The organism is Streptomyces sp. NPDC002790 (assembly GCF_040295505.1).
Taxonomy (GTDB): domain Bacteria; phylum Actinomycetota; class Actinomycetes; order Streptomycetales; family Streptomycetaceae; genus Streptomyces.
This window is the reverse complement of the sequence record NZ_JBEOVM010000068.1, coordinates 17,534-36,465: the sequence shown is the minus strand read 5'-3', so window position 1 is coordinate 36,465 and position 18,932 is coordinate 17,534. Positions and strand designations below refer to the sequence as shown.

General features: G+C 71.3%; 10 protein-coding genes and 3 pseudogenes. 4 read left to right on the top strand and 9 right to left on the bottom strand.

Going from position 1 to position 18,932, the window contains the following annotated elements:
* Positions 1 to 148 precede the first annotated feature (148 nt).
* Both ABT004_RS25280 and ABT004_RS25275 read right to left on the bottom strand, forming a co-directional pair.
* Positions 149 to 934: a hypothetical protein gene (locus ABT004_RS25280; RefSeq protein WP_351341064.1), complete on the bottom strand. Its 786-nt coding sequence runs from the start codon at positions 932 to 934 to the stop codon at positions 149 to 151.
* Positions 934 to 2,205, bottom strand: a complete 1,272-nt coding sequence (locus ABT004_RS25275) for a VWA domain-containing protein (RefSeq protein WP_351341061.1) — start codon at positions 2,203 to 2,205, stop codon at positions 934 to 936. The genes ABT004_RS25280 and ABT004_RS25275 overlap by 1 nt, the downstream gene beginning before the upstream one ends.
* A 514-nt stretch (positions 2,206 to 2,719) precedes the next feature.
* On the opposite strand from ABT004_RS25275, the gene ABT004_RS25270 reads away from it, so the two are divergent.
* Positions 2,720 to 4,027: a phospholipase D-like domain-containing protein gene (locus ABT004_RS25270; protein ID WP_351341058.1), complete on the top strand. Its 1,308-nt coding sequence runs from the start codon at positions 2,720 to 2,722 to the stop codon at positions 4,025 to 4,027.
* A 373-nt stretch (positions 4,028 to 4,400) separates the two neighbouring features.
* On the opposite strand, the pseudogene ABT004_RS25265 reads toward ABT004_RS25270, so the two are convergent.
* The 4 genes and pseudogenes from ABT004_RS25265 to ABT004_RS25250 form a co-directional block, all read right to left on the bottom strand.
* Positions 4,401 to 4,544: pseudogene (locus tag ABT004_RS25265) on the bottom strand (hypothetical protein); the annotation flags it as partial.
* A 206-nt stretch (positions 4,545 to 4,750) separates the two neighbouring features.
* Positions 4,751 to 4,876: pseudogene (locus ABT004_RS25260) on the bottom strand (hypothetical protein); the annotation flags it as partial.
* 136 nt (positions 4,877 to 5,012) lie between these two features.
* Positions 5,013 to 5,381, bottom strand: a pseudogene (locus ABT004_RS25255) (hypothetical protein); the annotation flags it as partial.
* A gap of 102 nt (positions 5,382 to 5,483) precedes the next feature.
* Positions 5,484 to 11,978 (bottom strand): non-ribosomal peptide synthetase, encoded by a 6,495-nt coding sequence (locus ABT004_RS25250; RefSeq protein WP_351341055.1) that lies wholly within the window; start codon positions 11,976 to 11,978, stop codon positions 5,484 to 5,486.
* Positions 11,979 to 12,265: 287 nt separating this feature from the next.
* Here ABT004_RS25250 and ABT004_RS25245 point away from each other — a divergent pair, with 287 nt between their 5' ends.
* The 3 genes from ABT004_RS25245 (at position 12,266) to ABT004_RS25235 (ending at position 15,622) form a co-directional block, all read left to right on the top strand.
* On the top strand, positions 12,266 to 13,516 hold the full coding sequence (locus ABT004_RS25245; RefSeq protein ID WP_351341067.1) for a cytochrome P450: 1,251 nt from the start codon (positions 12,266 to 12,268) through the stop codon (positions 13,514 to 13,516).
* Positions 13,517 to 13,617: 101 nt separating this feature from the next.
* Positions 13,618 to 15,339, top strand: coding sequence for a fatty acyl-AMP ligase (locus ABT004_RS25240; RefSeq protein ID WP_351341052.1), 1,722 nt, complete (start codon positions 13,618 to 13,620; stop codon positions 15,337 to 15,339).
* A 10-nt stretch (positions 15,340 to 15,349) separates the two neighbouring features.
* Positions 15,350 to 15,622: an acyl carrier protein gene (locus ABT004_RS25235; RefSeq protein WP_351341050.1), complete on the top strand. Its 273-nt coding sequence runs from the start codon at positions 15,350 to 15,352 to the stop codon at positions 15,620 to 15,622.
* A gap of 113 nt (positions 15,623 to 15,735) precedes the next feature.
* On the opposite strand, the gene dpgC is transcribed toward ABT004_RS25235, so the two are convergent.
* From dpgC to dpgA, 3 genes are read right to left on the bottom strand one after another with little or no spacing between them, the layout of a single operon-like run.
* On the bottom strand, positions 15,736 to 17,052 hold the full coding sequence (gene dpgC / locus ABT004_RS25230) for a (3,5-dihydroxyphenyl)acetyl-CoA 1,2-dioxygenase DpgC (protein WP_351341048.1): 1,317 nt from the start codon (positions 17,050 to 17,052) through the stop codon (positions 15,736 to 15,738).
* Positions 17,049 to 17,732, bottom strand: coding sequence for an enoyl-CoA-hydratase DpgB (dpgB, locus tag ABT004_RS25225; protein ID WP_351341045.1), 684 nt, complete (start codon positions 17,730 to 17,732; stop codon positions 17,049 to 17,051). The genes dpgC and dpgB overlap by 4 nt, the downstream gene beginning before the upstream one ends.
* Positions 17,726 to 18,895 (bottom strand): 3,5-dihydroxyphenylacetyl-CoA synthase DpgA, encoded by a 1,170-nt coding sequence (gene dpgA / locus ABT004_RS25220; protein WP_351341042.1) that lies wholly within the window; start codon positions 18,893 to 18,895, stop codon positions 17,726 to 17,728. Before dpgA ends, dpgB begins: the two co-directional genes overlap by 7 nt.
* Positions 18,896 to 18,932 lie beyond the last annotated feature (37 nt).

Sequence of the window (18,932 nt, the reverse complement as noted above, 5' to 3'; positions counted from 1 at the left end):
GTAGGGGGTAGGGGGTAGGGGGCACGATCCTTTCCGACCGGCGCACGCCGGTCGGGCGGGCTCCGAACCGAGCCACTCCTGCGCGCGGACCCGAAAGGCCATCAGGCCCTGACCTGGCCGGACGGACGGATCATCGGCACTCACACGGTCAGACTCCCGCCGGGCGGCCCCTGCCTCCTCCTCGTGTCAGCGCGTAACCTCCGATGCCCGCCAGCGCCGCGAGCACCGCGCCCGCCGCCGTCCACAGCCAGCGGCTCGTCCACCAGGCCGAGGCCCAGCCGTCCACCGGAGCGGCCTGCTCGGCGGAGTTGGTCGTGCCCGGGACCAGCGGGGTGGACAGGCTGCCGTCGACCGCCGCCGCGCCGCCGATGTCCTTCGAGTGGGCCTCCACCGACGCCGTCACCGGCTGACCCAGGTCGGCGTCGTCGAGCGAGGTCGTGGTGAGGCGGACGTAGTAGGTGCCGGGCAGTGGGTCATTGCTCCAGGCGTCCGCCGAGGCCCGCACCGTACGCACCGTGCAGGCGAGCTCCACGCGGTTCGCCGCGGCCTCGACTGCACGTGTCTGCATTCCGTACTGGCAGGGCTGGCGGCGTCGCAGTCCGTCGTACACGTCGATGCGCCAGGTCTGCGCGCCGTGCCGGGCCTGCGACTCGGGCAGCTCGACGGTCGCCTTCACCGTCGGGCGCTCGCCGGTGTCGGCCGGGAACGACCAGTACAGATAGTCGCCCGTCGACGCGTTCGCCGTCGCCTTCTGGTCCTGCTGCATCTGCGCCGCCGTACGGAACGACGTGCCCGCCTCCTTCGGCGCCTTCTGCGCGGCACCGTCACCCTCGTCCGCGGCGACAGGTCCGGCCAGCGCCAGCAGTGCGGTAGCGGCACCCAGGAGACCGCCGGCCAGTTGTCTCGTACGCCCCAACAGCGTTACGTATTGCATCAGTTCGTCCTCCAGACAGCGACACGCCAGCGCGAGAGCCAGCCCCAGATCACACCTGCGAGGAAGCCGACCACGACCAGGGCGGCCAGCAGCCACCAGCCGTCGCCCAGCCCGAACGCGGCCACGTCGGATGCCTGGTTCGGGCCGTCCACCAGGTCGACCGTCAGCTCGACCGGCAGGCCGGGTGCCGTCTTCACCGAGGCAGGCGCGGAGAAGGAATTCGAGACCTGGAGGCAGACCGTCTCCGCCTGCGTCTCATCCGTGTCGTCGTCCTGCTCGGCCTTCGGGTAACGCAGGCCTGTCGAGAGGGCGTCGGTGCGGCCGTCACCCGCCTCCTGCCCGCGCACGATCTCCCGGCCGTGTGTGGTCAGTGCGCGCAGCAGCACGCCGTAGTCCTGATTGACCGCCCGGTCGGCCGCGACGCTCACCGAGGCGCGCAGCTCCTGTCCCGGTTCGACGTCGACGCGGTAGAAGCGGTGCTCACCGAACCTCTCGCGGTCGGTGTAGAGGCCGGGCTTGAGCTGCGGCGCGTCGGCGCACTGCGCGGCGCCGTCGACAGCCACCGGCGTGACCACCGGATCGGCAGCCCGGTCGACCAACTGGCCGACCTTGTCCGAGAGTTGATCCTTGTGGTGCACGGCGGTGTAGGTACCGCCGGTCGCGTCCGCGATGCAGGACAGCTGCTCACGCGTCTTCGCGTCGGCGACAAGCCCGAGCGTGTCGATGGTCAGGCCGATGCCCTTGGCGGCTATCTCACGGGCCACCTCGCACGGGTCGAGCGGCTGACAGGTGTCCTCGCCGTCACTGATCAGGACGATGCGCTTGGCGCCGGCGCCGGAGGTGAAGTCGTCGGCACCCTTGAGCAGGGCGGGACCGATCGGCGTCCACCCGGTGGGCTGCAGCGTGGCCACGGCCGTCTTGGCCTCGGTACGGTCCAACGGACCGACCGGGTAGAGCCGCTCGGTGTCCTTGCAGCCCGCCTTCCGGTCGTCTCCAGGGTAGTTGGCCCCGAGCGTCCTGATCCCGAGCTCCACCTCGTCGGGTGTCGCGTCGAGCACATCGTTGAACGCCTGCTTCGCCGCGGCCATCCTGGAGCCGCCGTCGATGTCGCGGGCGCGCATGGATCCGCTTGCGTCCAGGACGAGTTCGACCTGAGGCGCCGGTTTCTCGTCGGCTCCATCGGCGTACGCCTGGGCCTGCGGCAGGCCGCCGACGGCGAGGGCGGCGATCAGGGCGCACAGGCCCGCCGCCAGCCGTTGTCTGATGATCATCGGCGGATCTTATGGATCATGACGGGAGAAGACCAAAACGGGGGACCTCAAGGCCGACGCCCTCGGATACGACACCCGAGCCGGCCGACCCACCAGCAGCGCACCGAACACCCGTGACGACTGGCCCGCCCTCTGGCTCAACGTGCGCAGCGTCACGGCCGCTCCCCTGCTTTCTCGTGCAACCCTCGAACGCCTTCGCGAGTCTCCTGTTTGCCGAACAGCGGGTCACGCCCGGAACAGCTTCGGGCAAACACCAACGGACCGGCACCTCATCGACGCGGGATGCCGGCCGGACACCTCTGTCTTCTGCAGGAGCTCAACGCATGGCCAAGCGCATACGCCCTCCCACCCCGCCTCCGCCGCACATCCGCGTCGCCACAGCGAACGCCGCCAACTGGACGGGTGATACGGCCAGTTGACCCGGCCGGATGACGGGTGATCCCGCCACACCGAAACACCGAGCACACCACCACCCCGACTCGTCATCGCCAACACCCCAGCGAAGGGCCCACCCATGAAGCGAACACTCACGTTGATCACCGCGCTGGCCGTCACCGCGCTGGCGCCGACAACGGCGCACGCGGCGGTCAAGAAGGCCAAGGCTCCGCTCACTTGCGAGTCTCGGACGTTCACCTCAAGACCGGGCCCGAGCTTCAACGACCCGGAGGACGCCGACGCTCGGATGAACGTCATGGGCCCGATCATCGAATCGATCAACAGCGCCAGTTGCGGGCAGACCATACGCGTCGCCATGTACTCGATAGGCAGCACGCAGCCGGGACCGGACTTCGCAGGCGCCCTGATAGCCGCGCACCAGCGCGGCGTCATCGTCAAGGCGCTGATGGACTCTCACAGCGACAACGCGACCTGGCAGTCGATGGTCACCGAGTTGGGCAACGACCCGCGCGCCTCCAGCTTCGCCGCGCTGTGCCCGGGTGGCTGCCTGACCCACTACTCCGGCTCCGCCCTGCACGCCAAGTACTACATGCTCAGCGGCGGGAGCGACGCGAACAGGACGGTGACCGTCACCAGTGCCAACCCCACTTCCGCCCAGGCCAAAACTGCTTGGAACAGTGGCGCCACTGTCAAGGGCAACGTCGACCTGTACAACTCCTACCTCCGCTACTTCACAGCCATGGCCAAGGGGGCACAGGGCGGCCCGGGCCCGCTGGTGCCCGACTACTACAACTCCAGCGGCGGCACGGCCGCCAGAACGACGCTGTCGCCGCCCTCCTACCAGTGGCCCAAGGCACGCTCCAGAAGCGACACCTGGGTCGACTTCCTGAACAACATCAAGGCGCCGGCCACGATCAACATCGCCATGTTCCAGTGGACCTCTCACGGGAAGCCGGGCGACCGGAACTATCTGGAACTGCCGAAGAAGCTGGTGAGCCTGGCAAAGACCGGCGTCAAGATACACATACTCTTCACCGCCGGCCAGGTTGATGGCAGCGTGCAGAACTACCTGAAGGACCGGCCGAACATCGACGTGCACGACACCTCCCGCGGCACCGACGCGAACGGCAACGCCCTGCACTACACGCACGACAAGTACATGATGGTCAGCGGCGGTTACGCGGGTGCGACCAACGCCAGACTCATATTCGTCGGCTCCTCGAACTGGACGAGCAACGGCATCTGGCACAACGACGAGTCGAACCTGAAGCTGGTCGGCCAGTCCAGCTACGACACGTTCATGACGGACTGGCAGAACCAGTACGACCGCTGCTGCGGCACCGTGGCGCGACAGTTGATCGCCGAGGAGCGCGCCGAGAACACGGCACGCGAGATTCCGATCGACCCGGAGCAGGTCGAGGAATAGGCATTCCCTGCCACCCCAGCCGGTCACCGGCCGAACCCGGCCGTGAGTCCACCGAGCAACTGCCGGCGACCGAACGCGTACAGCCTGGACGCTGGCACACCCGACGTCGGGTACGGCTCTTTCTGAGTGATGCCGGCATACGGCGCCTCTCCCCAGCGGCGTACAGACGAATATCCTCGGCCCTGTGCCTGCCTCTGGCGAGGATCTGCGTGGGCTCACCGTCGACGACACCGAGGCGCGGGTACGCGCTCACGCTTGAGCCGTCCTCCGCGACCGCGACCCGGCGGCCGCTGGTGTCGACGCTTCGCATAACGGGGCCAGTCTGCCCCCGCCACGGTTGGTCGAGGGTGAAGCCGAGCAGGGGCAGGGCGCCCGCGGCATCACCGGTGTCCGTGAGAAGAACATCGACGAGGCCGGACTCGTAGTCGACGCCGGGGATCGCGGCGGCGGGGGCCGTGACGATCTCCCGCAGTCCATCGGCGCCGAGCGGCCCGAGCGCGTAGAGCCCGCGCCGCAACGAGGGCCCTGGGGCCGGGTGGGCGCCCGGTGAGGACCAGCTCGGCCAGTTCGGCGGCGGAGGATCTGGGCGACGAGGTCCGGAAGCCCGCCCCCGGTCAGCATGCTGCCGAACTGCGAAAGCAGCGTGAGCCGTTCCGATTCGCTCGTCTCCGGTTCGAGCAGCGGGATCAGGGCGGCGACGAGCGCGGCGGCAGGGCCGCTGCGCGACGCGGGCCGCAGCACCGCGACGGCGAAACCCTCGGCGCGCAGCAAGGAGGCCGCCCCGGCCAGGGCGAGCGACGACTTGCCGCATCCCGACGGGCCGACCAGGCAGGTGCGCTGCTCCCGCACGACGTGTGCGGCCAGTTCCTCGCTCTCCGTCGACCTGCCGTGGGCCGGCGGCTCCCCCCGCTTCGGCCACAGTGATCATGCCGACCACCCCGCCGAGTTGCTCGTCCCACACGGGGCCGCCGCTGAATCCGCCGGTCACCCGATAGCGGCCGTCCGCGGCGAGGTCCGCCTGCACCCAACCGCCTGCCTGCCGGTCGCGCGGCACCGCGGAGTGCCAGGCGCCCCCGCGCCGCCCGGCGGGGAAACCGAAGGCACGCGCCGGATGCCCCCACATGTCGGATGCCTCGACGAGCCGCACCGGCCGCGCGTCCCGCAGTACCGTCACGAGTTCCCGTAGAGCGATGTCGCCCGCCCCCGACTCCTGCGCGGGCTCCCAGTGCACGACCCGGGCACGCACGCGGGACGCGGAGGACGCTCCGGCCAGCGGCAGATCGACGGTGACCTCGGCGGCGTCGGGCAGCGGCGCCCCGGCAGGCAGACCGAGCGCGGCGGAGACGACGTGCACGCAGGTGAAGGCCAGGTCGGCGGGCCGCCGTCTGCCGATGGGCGTCGACGATGCCTGCGCACCGCACGTTGAACAAGGGCCTCCAGCTACGCACGGTTCCGGTCAGCTTGTCGAAGAGTCCCATGAAGTCAGCCCATGAGACGTGGGATCAGCGGTGTCCCGGACGCCCACCGCGCGCATGGGCCGCAGCCGCGGCCTGGTCTGCTTCTGGTCGTCGGCCCGCGTCGCCAGCCAGGCGGCGAGGGCGCCGGGGGTGGGCTTGTCGAACAGCTCGTGGATCGGGAGTTCCTCACCGAGCACCACGCGCACCCGACTGACCAGTTGGGTCGCGAGCAGCGAGTGCCCACCGAGGACGAAGAAGTCGTCCTGCACGCCGACCCCGGGGATGCCGAGGATCTCAGCGAACGCCGCGCACAAGGCCTCCTCCCGCGCGTTGGCCGGTTGCGGTCCGCCGCCCGCGGCCGCCGCCGGGTCCGGCTCCGGCAGCGCACCGCGATCGAGCTTTCCGTTGCCCGTCAGCGGGAGGGCGGCCAGCGCCACCACCGCGTCGGGCACCATGTGCCGGGGCAGCTTCTCCTGGGCGAACTTCCGTACCGCCTCGGTGAGAGCACTGTCGGCGCTGCGGTCCTCCAGCACGACGTACGCGGCCAGGCGCTTGTCCCCCCGCGCATCGTCGCGGGCGATCACCGCTGCCTGCGTCACGGCGGGGTGCCGCGCCAGTACGGCCTGGATCTCGCCGGGTTCCACCCGGAACCCGCGAATATTGACCTGTTCGTCCGCCCGCCCGAGGTACTCCAGGTATCCGCCGTCGGACCAGCGGGCGCGGTCCCCGGTGCGGTACATCCGCGTGCCGTCGTCGAACGGGCTGGCCACGAAACGTTCGGCGGTCAGGCCGGGCCGGCCCGCGTAACCGCGTGCCACCTGCGCCCCGGCCACGTACAGCTCCCCCGCCACCCCGGTGGGCACCGGCCGCAGGGCGTCGTCGAGCACGTGCACCGCCGTGTTGGCGACCGGCGTCCCGATCGGAACCGTGCCGGCGATCACGGGGGCTCGGTCGAGCCGTGCCGTCACGACGCCGATCGTGGCCTCCGTGGGGCCGTAGTGATTGAACACCGGCAGGTCCCCGGCCGCCTTGAGCAGTTGCTCGACCCAACTGGGAGCGGCCGCCTCGCCGCCCAGCACCAGCGCGCACCGCGGCAGGAGCCAGCTCAGGTCGCCGGTGGCGCCCAGCGCCGCCAGATGCGAGGGCACCACCTTCACGAAGTCGATCCCGTGCCTGGCCAGATACCCGGCGACCGCGACCGGGTCGGTCGCCGCCTCGGCGTCCAGCACATGCAGCTCACCGCCGGTGGTCAGGCTGGCGAACATCACGGTGTTCCCCAGGTCCGTCACGGCGGGCTGCAGCAGCGCGTACCGGGCGCCGACGGATCCGAATCCGACGCGCCGCGGCGCGTGGAGCACGTAGTTGGCCAGGTTCCCGTGGGTGACCACGACGCCCTTCGGCCGCCCGGTGGATCCGGAGGTGTAGATCACGTACGCCGGGCAGCCTGGCTGCGTGCCGATGTCGAGAGCCGTCGTGGGCTGCGCCTCCAGCGCCGCCACGACCGCCGGGTCGTCCAGGGCGACCATGCGGGCCCTGCCGGTGGCCGGCATGTCGTCGAGGACCTCGGTGGTACCGAGCACCACCGATGCCCGGCTGTCGGTGAGCATGTAGGCGGTTCTGGCCACTGGTTGGGCCGGGTCCAGGGGCAGGTAGGCGCCCCCGGCCTCCCACACGGCGAGGATCGCGGTCACCATCTCGATGCCGCGCGGCAGGCACAGGCCCACCACCGACTCGGGTCCGACGCCGAGTTCGCGCAGCTGGCGGGCCAGCCGAGTGGAGCGTGCCTGCAGCTCGCGGTAACTGATCTCGCCGTCCGAGCAGACCAGGGCGACGTGCTCCGGAGTGCGTGCCGCCTGCGCGGCGAACAGCCCCGGCACCGACAGGACCGATGCCGGCCCGTCCGCGACCGGCGCGGCGGTCCGGTTCAACTCGTCGAGGAGTTGGCGGCGTTCGGCGGGGGCGAGGACGTCCACGGCGACGAACGGGGTGGCGGGGGCGTCGGCCAGGGCCGTGACCAGGTTGTCCAGACAGGTGGTCAGCAGTGCGCAGATCCGGGTGGCGTCGGCGGGGGCCAGCGCGTCGACGGTGACGTCGAAGGCGGATCCGGTGTCCCGAATGATCAGTGTCACCGGGTAGTTGGTGCGCTCCTTGGCGGAGCGCAGCCTGACTCCTTCGAGGCCGAGGTCGGACTCGTCGGCGGACGGGTCGCGCCGGTAGTTGACGATGGAGGTGAACAGCGGCTTGCGGGGTGGCACGGCACTGGCCTTCTGCGCCAGGGCCAGCGGAGCCTGCTCGTGCTCCAGGAGCTCGGCCAGCTGACGCCGCAGCCCGGCCAGCGCGTCGGCCACGCCACGCCCGTCGACGCCCAGGCGCAACGGCAGGGTGTTGAGGAACAGGCCGGGCACCCGGTCGGCGCCGGCGCCCGCGTTCATCCGGCCGGCCAGCACCGTGCCGAAGACGACGTCGTCGCTGCCCGACTCGGCCGCGAGCACGCGGGCCCAGGCCAGGTGGAAGATCGTCGCCGGGGTCACCGCGCACTTCGACGCCAGGTCGCGGATCCGCCCGTTGAGCCGGTCGTCGACCGGGCCGCCCGCGCGCAGCACCGCGGCGCCGTCGCCGTGCACGTCAAGCAGTCCGAAGGGAGCCGTGGTCTCCGCGACGTCACCGAGCAGGCCGGCGAAGTAGCGCTCGTGCTCCGCGGCGGGGGTGCCGAGGCGCGCCTGAGCCACGAAGTTCCGGTAGGGCAGCGGCGCCGGCAGCCGGTCGCCCCGACCCGCCGTGAACGCGCGGATCTCCTCGATGAGGACCCGCAGCGTCGTGAGGTCCTGCACCAGGTGGTGGATGCGCAGCACGGCCGGCCAGCATCCGTCGGCCGGTTCGGTGAGGACGTGCGCCCTCAGCAAGGGGGCCCGGTCCAGTTCCATCCAGGACCCGGCCGCGGCCAGCAACTGCTCCACCGGGTCCTGGCGGGGGTCTCGTACGACCTGCTCGACGGGAAGCACGACCCGGCGCGCGACGACCTGGACCGGCTCGCGCAGACCGTCCGAGACGAACGCGGTGCGGTAGATGTCGTGGCGGTCCATCACTTGTTGCAGCGCGGCGAAGAACCCGTCGCGTCGCTCTCGGGAGTCGAACTCCAGCACCGCCGACCGCAGGTAGACGTCGGGGTCGCCCTCGGCCCGTGCCAGATGGTGGAAGAAGATGCCTTCCTGCAGGGGCGCCAGGGGGTACACGTCCGCGACGTTGGCCGCCCCGCCCTCGACCCGGGCCAGTACCCGCGCGAGCTCCGCCTCGTCCAGCTCGACGAGCGGCAGCATGTCGGGGGTGATTTGGGTCGCGCCCTCGAGTATCCGCCTCGCCGGCACCGCCACCGGTTCCGGCCCGGAGACCACGGCCAGCCGCGCCGGGGTCGGGGTGAGGAACAGGGCGCGTACCGACAGGGAGACCCCGCGCGTCCGCAGCTCCTCCACCAGGGCCACGGCCAGGAGCGAGTTGCCTCCGAGAGCGAAGAAGTCCTCGTCCGGTCCGACCACTTCCCGGCCGAGCACGCGGGCGAACGCCTCGCAGAGGAGTTCCTCCTGCGCGCTCACCGGTGCACGGCCGACGCCCGGCGCCCGGCCCGGCGCGGGCAGGGCCTTGCGGTCCAGCTTCCCGTTCCCGGTCAGCGGCAGTTCGCCGAGCACGACGAACGCGGCGGGGACCATGTGGCCGGGCAGCCGGCCCACCAGGTGCTCCCGCAGCCGGTCCACGAGACCGTCCTCGGCCGTCGGGTCGTGGGGGACGACGTAGGCGACCAGCTCCGCCCGGCCGGGCTCGGCCCGCCCGCTGTCCGGCCCCTGTTGCCGTACGACGACGACCGCCCGGGCCACTTCGGGATGGGTGGCGAGCGCGCCCTCGATCTCGCCGGGTTCGATCCGGAAGCCCCGGATCTTGACCTGGTCGTCCACGCGCCCCGCGAACACCAGGCGACCGTCGCCGATCCAGCGGGCCCGGTCCCCGGTCCGGTACATCCGTGTCCCGGCCTCGAACGGGCAGGCCACGAAGCGCTCGGCGGTCGGTCCGGGCCGGTTCACGTAGCCGCGTGCCAGTGGGTCGCCCGCGACGTACAGCTCGCCGGTCACACCCACCGGTACCGGGCGCAGCGAATCGTCGAGGACGTAGCACCGTGCGCCGTCGATGGGCGCGCCGAGCGGGACGTCGCCTTCCGCGAGGTCGGCGAGGGACAGCCGCGTGGTGGCGACTCCGATGGTGGTCTCGGTGGGGCCGTAGTGGTTGAAGACGCCTCGCTGCCCGGCCGCTTCCAGCACGGTGCGGAGCCAGTCCGGCGACGCCGCCTCGCCGCCGAGCACCAGGGAGCGCGCCGGCAGCACACCCTCGGGGCCCGCCGTCGCCGAGAGCGCCGCCAGGTGCGAGGGAACGGCCTTGAGGTAGTCGATCCGGTGGTCGGTGAGATAGCCGGAGACCGCGGCCGGATCGAGCACGGTGTCGGGGTCGAGGACGTGCAGCTCCCCGCCGAACGCCAGCGAGCACAGCACCATCGTGTATCCGAGGTCGGTCACCTGCGGTTGCAGCACCGCATATCGGGCGCCGTCGCCGTCGAGGTCGAGCCGGTCGCGCACCGCTGCCACGTAGTTCGCCAGGGAGCGGTGCGTCACGGCGACGCCCTTGGGGGTACCGGTCGAGCCCGAGGTGTAGATGACGTACGCGAGAGCGCCCGGTTCGTGCACGGTGGCGGGAGCGGGGGCGCCGGGGTCGGGCAGGTCGTGCACCGAGACGGTACGCAGCCGTCCGGCCGGCAGGTCCCCGAGGAGCTCGTCGGTGGACACGAGCAGGGCGGCTCGGGCGTCGGCGAGCTCGAACGCGGTCCGCTCGACCGGCTGTTGGAGGTCGATGGGCAGGTAGGCGGCGCCCGCCCGCCAGACGCCCACGATCGCCGCGATCATCTCCGGGCCGGGCGGCAGGCAGAGCCCAATCACGGACTCAGGGCCCAGCCCGGACCGGGCCAGGTGGCGAGCGAGCCGTTCGGCGCGGGCGTTCAGCTGCGCGTACGTCAGGGCGCCGTCGGCCGAGACGATCGCGAGGGCGTCCGGTGTACGCGCCGCCTGCACGTCGATCAGCTGCGGCACGGTCACCCGCGGCGCCGCGGCCGCGGTGTCGTTCCAGCCGCGCACGACCTGGTGCCACTCGTCCTCGTCGAGGATCTCCGCGGCGCCGACCGGGTCCTGCGGTGCGGCCGTCACCATCCAGTCCATGATCCGGCGGAAGCGGCGCAGCAGATCACCGGCGGCTCTCGGGCCGTTCCGGCCGCGGTCGACGTCCACGTCGATCTGCATCGGCACTCGGGGCGAGCGGTCGTAGACCGCCAACCGCCGGTCCGTGGTCGGTCCTTGGGTGAGGTTGCGGACGGTCGCCTCCGCAGCGCCGAATCGCGTCGGGTAGCCGAAGCTCATGACATCGACGATCAGCCCGCACAGCGCGGCTCCGTCGCCGATGTGGAGGTCCCGGATCATGTCCGCGTAGCGGTACCGGTGGTGTCGCAGCCCTCGGGCGACCGCCCGTCCGGCGCGCCGGACGATCTCGGCGACCGTCGTGTCGGGCGTGACCTCAAGACGCACCGGCATGACGTTCGCGGTCATGCCCGGGGCGAGCTGTTCACGCCGTCCGACGCGGCCGGGCACGGACACCCCGAGGACGATGTCGCGGGCCCCGGTGGTCCGGTGCTCGTGGACGGCGGCCGCCGCGATGACGAGGACGGCGAAGCTCGTCCTCAAGCGGCGGGCCGCGTCCCGGAGTTCGGCGCCGCGCCCCGGGTCGAGTTCGGCACTCAAGCGCGCCGGCCTCCCCGATCCCGCCCGTCCGTCCACTCCCTCCGGGGTGGACCGGTCCTGCAGGCCGTCCAGGGTGTCGAGCCAGAACGCCCGGTCCGCGTCGAGGGCCGGGGACGTCCGGTAGTCCCGGTCCGCCTCCACCAGCGCCGAGAACGGCTCGAACGCCTCGGCTTCGAGAGGGTCGGCGCCCGTCGACAGCGCGGAGTACGCGGCGGCCACCCGGCCGGCGATCAACGCGCCGCTGTGCGCGTCCATGATCAGGTGGTGGGCGCGGTGGTACCAGAGCAGGTGGCCCTCTCCCAGGGACAGGACGGCGCAGGCGAACAAGGGGCCCCGGCCCGTGAGATCGACCGGCCGGCGCAGCTCCGCCCGCATCCACCGTTCCGCTGCGACCCTCGGGTCGGGCTCGGCGCTGAGGTCGACCACGGTGACGGGGACATCGGCGCTCACGTCGACGTAGCACCGCGGCTGCCCGCCCACCGTCCGGAAACGCAGCCGGTAGGCGTCGACTCCGGCCAGCACCTGCCGCACGGCGCGGACGAAGACGTCCGGATCCACGTCTCCGTCGACCTCGAGACACTCGGCGATGTTGTACGGGGTGTCATCGGGCGCAATCTGCTGTGCGTACCAGATGCCGAGCTGAGCCGATGTCAACTCTTCGAGCACGACGTCTCCATCGGAATCTCCGCCGGAACCGACTAGCGCAATTGACACGGTCCGTTCCCTTTCGGAGGGTGAATGAGCCTCGGCCACAGCGGTGTTCCGGATCATTTCAGTTCGCCATCCTGACCAGTCGCCGATTGGACGTCAAATGGCCGCCCGCACTGTTCAGTTGCGGGCCCCTCTGTTCAACTGCGGAATTTCAGCGGTTGAACGCCGGTGGAGGATATTCCCGAGTTTCCCGCACACCGGTACTGTCGGCGATCGTCGACTTCGATGAGAATGGATTCGTGATGGTCGGAACCACCGGTGGAAATGGGGATTCGGCACAGTCGGGCCGACCTCCGCTGCCGGAGGAGATCGCCGACCTGACCGATCCGGGCAACCGGGAGGACCCGTACCCCTCCCTGGAGAAGCTGCGCCGGCGCTCGCCCTATACGCCCTTCGACGGACTCCTCGTCGTGGGGCGGCACGACCAGTGCTCGGCTCTGCTCCGTGACCAGACGATGAGCGCGGCCCGGGACCGAGCTCCGCTCTCCCCCACGCCGCGCGGGCCGCGGACACGGAACTTCCTCCACCTCGACCCGCCGGAGCACACCCGCTACCGCAGGCTGGTGACCGGCGCGTTCACCCGGCGGAAGGTCGACGGCATGGCGCCGTGGATCCGTGAGATCGCGACGGACCTGTTCCGGGCCGCCGCCGAGGCAGGCACGCTCGAAGTCGTCGACGACCTCGCCTACGCGCTGCCGCTGCGGGTCATCTGCGAGCTGCTGGGCGTCCCGTTCGAGGATCGCCAGCTCCTGCAGGACTGGTCGTCCGAGCTGGCGACGGCGCTGGATCCGCCGCTGGGCACCACCGGACGGATGACGCCGGGAGCCGCGCGGGCCCGCGCCGGGTTCGTCCACTACTTCCGGCGCCTGATCGAGGAGCGCCGGAGCGCGCCCAGGCAGGACCTCGTCTCGCACCTGCTGCAGGTCGAGGAGGACGGGCACCGTCTCGATGACGACGACGTCCTGGCGACCTGCGTACTCCTGCTCAACGCGGGCCACGAGACGACCGTGAACCTGATCGGCAACGCGATCCTCGCCCTGCTGCGCCATCCCGGGCAGCTCGACCGGCTGCGGGCCGACACCACGCTGGCGCCGGCGGTCGTCGAAGAGGTACTGCGCTACGACGCGCCCGTGCAGATGACCACCCGGGTGGCCCGCCGGCACGGCACGCTCGGCGACGCCGAGTTCCGGCCCGGCGACACGGTGCTGTTCCTGCTGGGGGCCGCCAACCGGGACCCCGACGTGTACCGCGACCCGGACCGGTTCGACATCGAACGCCCCGCCTCCCCCGCCCATTTGGCCTTCTCGGCGGGCGCGCACTTCTGCCTCGGCGCGGGCCTCGCGCGCCTGGAGGTCGCCATCGCCCTCGAACTCTTCAGCACCTTCCTGATCCGGCCGCGACTTCGCGACGGCGGCGTCAGCTACAAACGCAATCTGAACCTGCGCGGTCCTTCGCGCCTCCAGGTCGACTTCGACGGCGTCCACGCCGGTTGACGACCCGATCACGCACGTCGAGAACCCCCACAACCAACCTGAGCCCTTTGAGGACCTGTCCGTCACGGTCCCGATCCCAGTCAGTCGCGGAGGACGAACCCATGTGGCAATCCCTGGCCGACGCACCCGATGTGGTGACGCTGTTCCGTGAGCGGGTCGCGGACCGGCCGACCGCCGAGGCGGTCGCGTTCCTCGCCGACCCCGACGACCTCACCGGCGGCCTGGTGCGCTGGTCGTACGCCCGGCTCGACGCGGAGGCGCGCAGCCGCGCCGCGTGGCTGCAGGAGAACGTCCCGGCGGGCTCCCGCGTGCTCCTGCTCCACCCCAACGGACTTGAGTTCGCCGCGGCCTTCTTCGGCTGCCTCTACGCGGGGATGATCGCCGTCCCGGCGCCGCTTCCGGGCCGCCATCCGCACCACCGCAAGCGGCTTGCCGCGGTCGCCGCCGACTCCGGCGCCGCCGCGGCGCTGACCACCTCCCGGGACCTGGCCGAAGTCCGCACGTGGATGCGGGACATGGGGGTCACCACGATCCGCACCGCCGCCGGCGACGAGCCCGGATTCGGCGATCCACAGGCCTGGGCGCCCCCACGGCTCGACCGCTCGACGACCGCCCTGCTGCAGTACACGTCCGGATCGACCGGCACCCCCAAGGGCACGGTCATCCACCACGACCATCTCCTGTACAACGGCGGCGAGGGCATGCGGGCGCTCCAGTGGCGCGGCCCTTCGGGCGGCTGGCTGCCGCTGTACCACGACATGGGGCTCAACGTCTTCCTCTGGCCACTGCTGAGCGGCGACCGAAGCGTGCTGATGGACCCGCTGGCGTTCATCCGCCGTCCCCTGCGCTGGCTGAAGCTGATCGAGCAGGAGGACATGACGGTTTCTTTCGCTCCCAACTTCGCCTTCGAGCTGTGCACTCGAAAGGTCAGCGAGGAGCAGGCAGCCGAACTCGACCTGTCGCACTGGGACTTGGCCGGATGCGCATCGGAGCCCATCGCTCCCGACATCCTCTCCGGCTTCACCGCGAAGTTCGCGGCCTCGGGTTTCCGCCCGGAGGCGCTGGTTCCCGTCTACGGCCTCGCCGAGGCGACCGTGTTCGTCTCCGGCCACCCGGGCCGCACACCCGTGACCCGCAAGGTGGACCTCGACGCGCTCGCGCAGGGCACGTTCACCCCTGCCACCGAAGCGGCCCAGACGCGCGAGATCGTCAGCTGCGGCATCCCCACCCCCGCGGCGGAGATTCGCATCGTCGAACCGACGTCCCGGGAGGTGCTCCCGGAGAGTTCCCTGGGAGAGATCTGGCTGCGCGGCCGCAGCATCTCCCCCGGCTACTGGCAGCGCGACGACAACGCGGAGACCTTCGACGCCGCCACCGCGGACGGCGACAGCGGCTACCTGCGCACCGGCGACATCGGCGTGCTGCACGACGGTGAGCTCTACGTGCACGGACGCCTCAAGGACGTGATCATCACGCATGGGCGCAACATCTACCCGCAGGACGTGGAGCAGGAACTGCGCGCCCAGCACCCCGAGTTGGGCAACGTCGGCGTCGTGTTCGGCGGTCCTGGATACGCCCAGGGTGACGACTCCATGGTCGTCGTCACGCACGAGGTGCGCCGCGTGCAGCACGAGGGGCTGGCCGCCCTGGCGGCCGGCATCCGGCACACCGTGGGGCGCGAGTTCGGCATCAGCGTCGACCGCGTGGCGCTGCTCAAGCCCGGCAGCGTCCTGCGCACCACGAGCGGCAAGGTGCGCCGCGCGGCGATGCGGGACCTCTTCCACCAAGGCCTGCTGACCCCTCTGTACCAAGACCCTCATTAGGAGGACTCACATGCCGAACGCCAGAGCCGACGAGCTCGGCACCGAACTCCAGGGGTGGCTCTGCGCCCAGCTGGCCGAGGAGCTGGGGCTGCCGCCGGCCGCCGTCGACCCGACCGAACCCATGTCGTCCTACGGCCTGGATTCCATCAAGGCCATCACCCTGCTCGCCACGGTCGAGGACCACGTGGGATTCGAAATCGACCCCAACGCCCTCTGGGAGTTTCCCACCGCGGCCTCCCTCGCCGAATCGCTCGTCGACCAGCTGGCCGCCCGCGCACAATAAAGTGCGGCTCCCTCCGCAATGCCGAAAGGCCCTGCCCCGGATTCAATACCGGGGCAGGGCCTTTTCGCAGAGCAGCCGGCCTGGGGGCCGCCAGCACGGCCCCCAGGCCGAAATCACCCCGGCGCCTTGCCCATTGACGTGACGGAGGCGGCGGACGCGTCCCTGGCGGAGAAGCGGCCGACCTTGTCGACGACATCCGCGCTGTGCGTGCGCATCGACTGCTCAAGCGCGAACTCCGCCATATAGCGCCGGAATACGTCGATGTCCTCGTCGGCGGCGTTCAGCATCTTCCGGTTCGCGGCGACAGCCGGCCCGCGCAGCCGGTCGAGGCTGTCCTCGACGGCACGGTCCAGCTCGTTCGGTGCGTGCACCTCGTCCACGAGGAGCCGGGCCTCCGGGTCGGTCGCGTGAATCCTGCGGCCCTCCAGGATGATCTGACGGGCCAGCCGCGGCCCCGTGTACCGGGTCAGCCGCAGGTTGGCGACTCCGGGGACGATGCCCTCCTGCGCCGCGGGCAGGCTGAGGTAGGCGTCGGATGCGGCCAGGACGTGGTCCACGACCAGCAGCACCTGCATGCCACCGCCGATGGCGAAGGAGTCGACGGCCGCGACCCATGGCTTGGCCCGGGCGGGCGAGTGCCAGGACGCGCCGTCGTCGACGCGGACGCCGCGCCAGATCTTGTGCAGATATCCGAGTTCGCGGCGCAGCAGGAAGTTGTCGAGCGAGATGTCCCCGGCGTGCAGGCTCTTGAGGTTGATCCCGGAGCTGAACACCCGCTTGCCCGCATAGCGGGGATGGGTCATCTCTCCCCCGCGCAGCAGGCAGAGTTCGACCCCGGGATCGAGCAGGGCCAGGTCGACCGCGGTCTCCATGTCGTCGGCCTGCCGGTCGTCCTCGGCGTTCAGGCAGTCGTCGCGGCACATCGTCAGCCGGGCTACCCCTTCGCGGCGTTCCAGCCGTACGGAGCCGAGGTCCGCCTGCCCGGTGGCGGTGAACTCGGGCAGCAGTTCCCGGGCGCGTGCGGTGGGGTGCAGCAGGGCGTCCACCAGGTGGCCGCCGGAGTGCGGCGAGCGCAGGATCCGGCAGAAGAAGATGCCCAGGTCGATCTCGTGACCCGCCTTCTGCGCCTGCGCCCGCGCGCGGTCCGCGGCCAGCTCGGCCGCGGTGGGGACGAGCCCGGAGAACGCGTCTGCCGCCGCGTCGGCGAGCTCGCTCAGCCGCAGGCGGCGGGTGCCGCCCGCGGTGAGCTCGCCGTAGACGGCGTCGGCATGCGTGTCGAGGAAGGCGCTGCGCAGCGCCCTCATCCGGTCCGGGGGCGTCGCGGCCGACTGCTGTGCCGCGCGCGCGAGCGCCGCGCGCGCATCGGGGAGGTCCGCCCGCATCTCACCCGTACGCGCCGGCCGTACAGGCGCCGGCACGGTGCCCGTCACGTCGCCGCCTCGGCCGAGGCCCGGCGCAACCCCCGGTCGCAGGCCGCCAGATGGGCCCCCAGCGCCTCCTCGAGCGGCACGGTGTGGGCATCGAGCAGCAGCTGTCGCCTGATGGCCAGCTCCGTTCCGGCGAAGCCCGCGACGCGTTCGGCGGCCGCCGACACCGCGGCCGCGATGTCGGGCGTCACCTCGTCGACGAGGTGCAGCTCCAGCGCCCGCGCGGCGTCGAGCGGGGTGCCGAACAGCACCGTCCGGCGGATGGCCGCGGTGCCTGTCGCCTGCTGGGCGAGCCGGTGCAGCGCCATACCGGGCCAGGTGGCTCCGTCGGCCATGGCAGGCACCAACCGCAGCGAGGGGCTGGCGATACGAATGTCGGTGGCCAGCAGGGCATCGAGGGCGAGGCCGCCGCAGTCGCCGTCGGCCACCGCGATCGTCGCCGTGGGCAGCCGCTCCAGCCGGCGCAGGACCCGCTCCCACTTGCTGACAAGGCCCACGGTCAGCTCCCCGGCCCACCCGCGGCCCGGGGTGCCGGACAGCTCGGCGATGACCGGGCTGCTCCCGCCGGTGTCCTCGGCGCGGTCGCACACGGCGCCGACCGCCGCGACGGCCTCGGGCGACAGCGGCCGTCCGCCGTCGAGCCGCAGTCTCGTCGCCTCCGGTACCTGCTCCGCCGTCACCATTGGACCAGCGCCGTCTCGATCGTGGACCCGGGTCCCATGGTCATCAGCACGCCGAAATCACCCGCTCTGACGCGGCCTTCGCGAAGCAGCCGCTCGTAGGAGAACAGAAACGAACCGCTCGACAGGTTGCCGTAGTCGCGCAGCACCCCGCTGGTGTGCCGCAGATCCTCGCGGGTGAGGCCGAGGTTCATACGGATCGCGTCGATGACCTTCTTGCCGCCGGAGTGCACGAGCCAGTGCGCGATGCTGCTGCGGCGCAGGCCCGTGTCCTTCAGGAGCCGGTCCACCACGCGCTCCACATGAGCCCCGACCACGTACGGGATGTCCGGGTCCAGGTAGAAACTGAACTTGTGCGCGGCGTCGTCCCAGTCGTAGCGCATGGCATCGACCGCCTCGTGAATGAGGTGGCTGGCGAAGCCCAGCAGGCGCGGTCCCACCGAGGAGCCCGCGCGGTCCGCCGGCAGTTCCCCGGGCATGGGCCCGGCGGCGTCCGGTGGGTCGGCGAACAGGGCGATGGCGGCGGCTCCGTCACCGAAGAGGCTGTTGACGACCGCGGTGCGCATGGTCGAATCCATGACGTAGGCGGCGGAGCATGCTTCGACGCAGAGCTGGACGGCGACCTGTCCGGGGTGCGCCATGGACCAGGCCGTGGTGGCGTTGAGGGCGTTCAGGCCCGCGTTGCAGCCCATCCCGACCACGTCGACGCGGGTGCATCCGGCGCCGATGCCCATCTCCTTGATGAGCAGCGCGCTGAGGCCGGGGGTGAGGAATCCCGTGGTGGTGACGCAGCACAAGTAGTCGACATCGGCGAGGTCGATGCCCGCGTCCGCAAGACACGCGCGCACGGCCCGCGCCCCCATGTCGAGGCAGAGCTGCTTGTGCTTGCCGAGCAACTCGCCCTGGGATTCCTGGAGGAAGGGCTCGTCCGTGCCGGAGGGCGGCAGGGTGAGGTGTCGCCGCTCGATGGCGCTGTTGAGAAACACGGAGCGGACCCGGGGATCCGTGATCCGGAAGCGGTCGAGCAGTTCGCGCTGCGAGTAGGAGGCCTCGGTGACGGCGGTGCCGACACCGATGATGCGGCTGAAGTTGCCGAGGGGCTTCGGTTGGGGCTCCACGGGAGCCGGCAGGACGCCACCGGTTGGGTGGGCGATCGTGGCGGTCATCGGAAGGTCCACCCCCACATGCGGGGTTTGCTGAGCA